This window comes from Pleomorphovibrio marinus (assembly GCF_003347495.1).
Taxonomy (GTDB): domain Bacteria; phylum Bacteroidota; class Bacteroidia; order Cytophagales; family Cyclobacteriaceae; genus Pleomorphovibrio; species Pleomorphovibrio marinus.
In genome coordinates, this window is record NZ_QCXY01000052.1 from 1 (window position 1) to 531 (window position 531).

1 protein-coding gene is annotated in these 531 nt (G+C 35.4%); it reads right to left on the minus strand.

Features of this window, described 5'->3' with window-relative positions; genetic code table 11:
- Positions 1–136: 136 nt before the first annotated feature.
- Complete coding sequence (locus DB520_RS26350) at positions 137–469, minus strand: type II toxin-antitoxin system RelE/ParE family toxin (RefSeq protein WP_114752810.1); 333 nt, start codon at positions 467–469, stop codon at positions 137–139.
- Between the last annotated feature and the right edge of the window lie 62 nt (positions 470–531).

The following is a 531-nucleotide window of genomic DNA, read 5'->3' on the forward strand; positions in this document are numbered from 1 at the left end:
CTTCAACATCTCGCTGACGATAAACATCTTGGCGTTCTCTTCATATTTATTTCGGCTTTCGCTCCCGATTTTTCCATGCTCCAATTCTATCAGTTCATCGAAAGTTTTGATATCCTTATAATCTTTCATGGTTTTGTTACTTTGATTGAAAATATTCCTTCATTAACCTTTCGGCTTTCTCGATCTCTTTTTTTGGTGTCTTTTGGGTTTTCTTCTGGAAACCGTTGAAGAGAACCACTAACCTTCCTTCATCAAAACAACAAAATATCCTATAGATATTTGATTGGTATTCCACACGTACCTCAAATAGCCCATCAGTTCCTTTAATATGATCGAGGAACTTTTTGGGCACCCTTTCCACTTGCTTGATCAGTTCAAAAACATATTGAATCTTACTCTTGACCTTTTCATCTTGGTTTTGGTAAAATTCCATAAAGTGGTTTTCGTAAAAAATAATCTTCCTGACCATACGTACAAAGTTATCTCAAAAGATAACATTTTCCAAGAAGGTGGACTTCTTTTAATGCACTC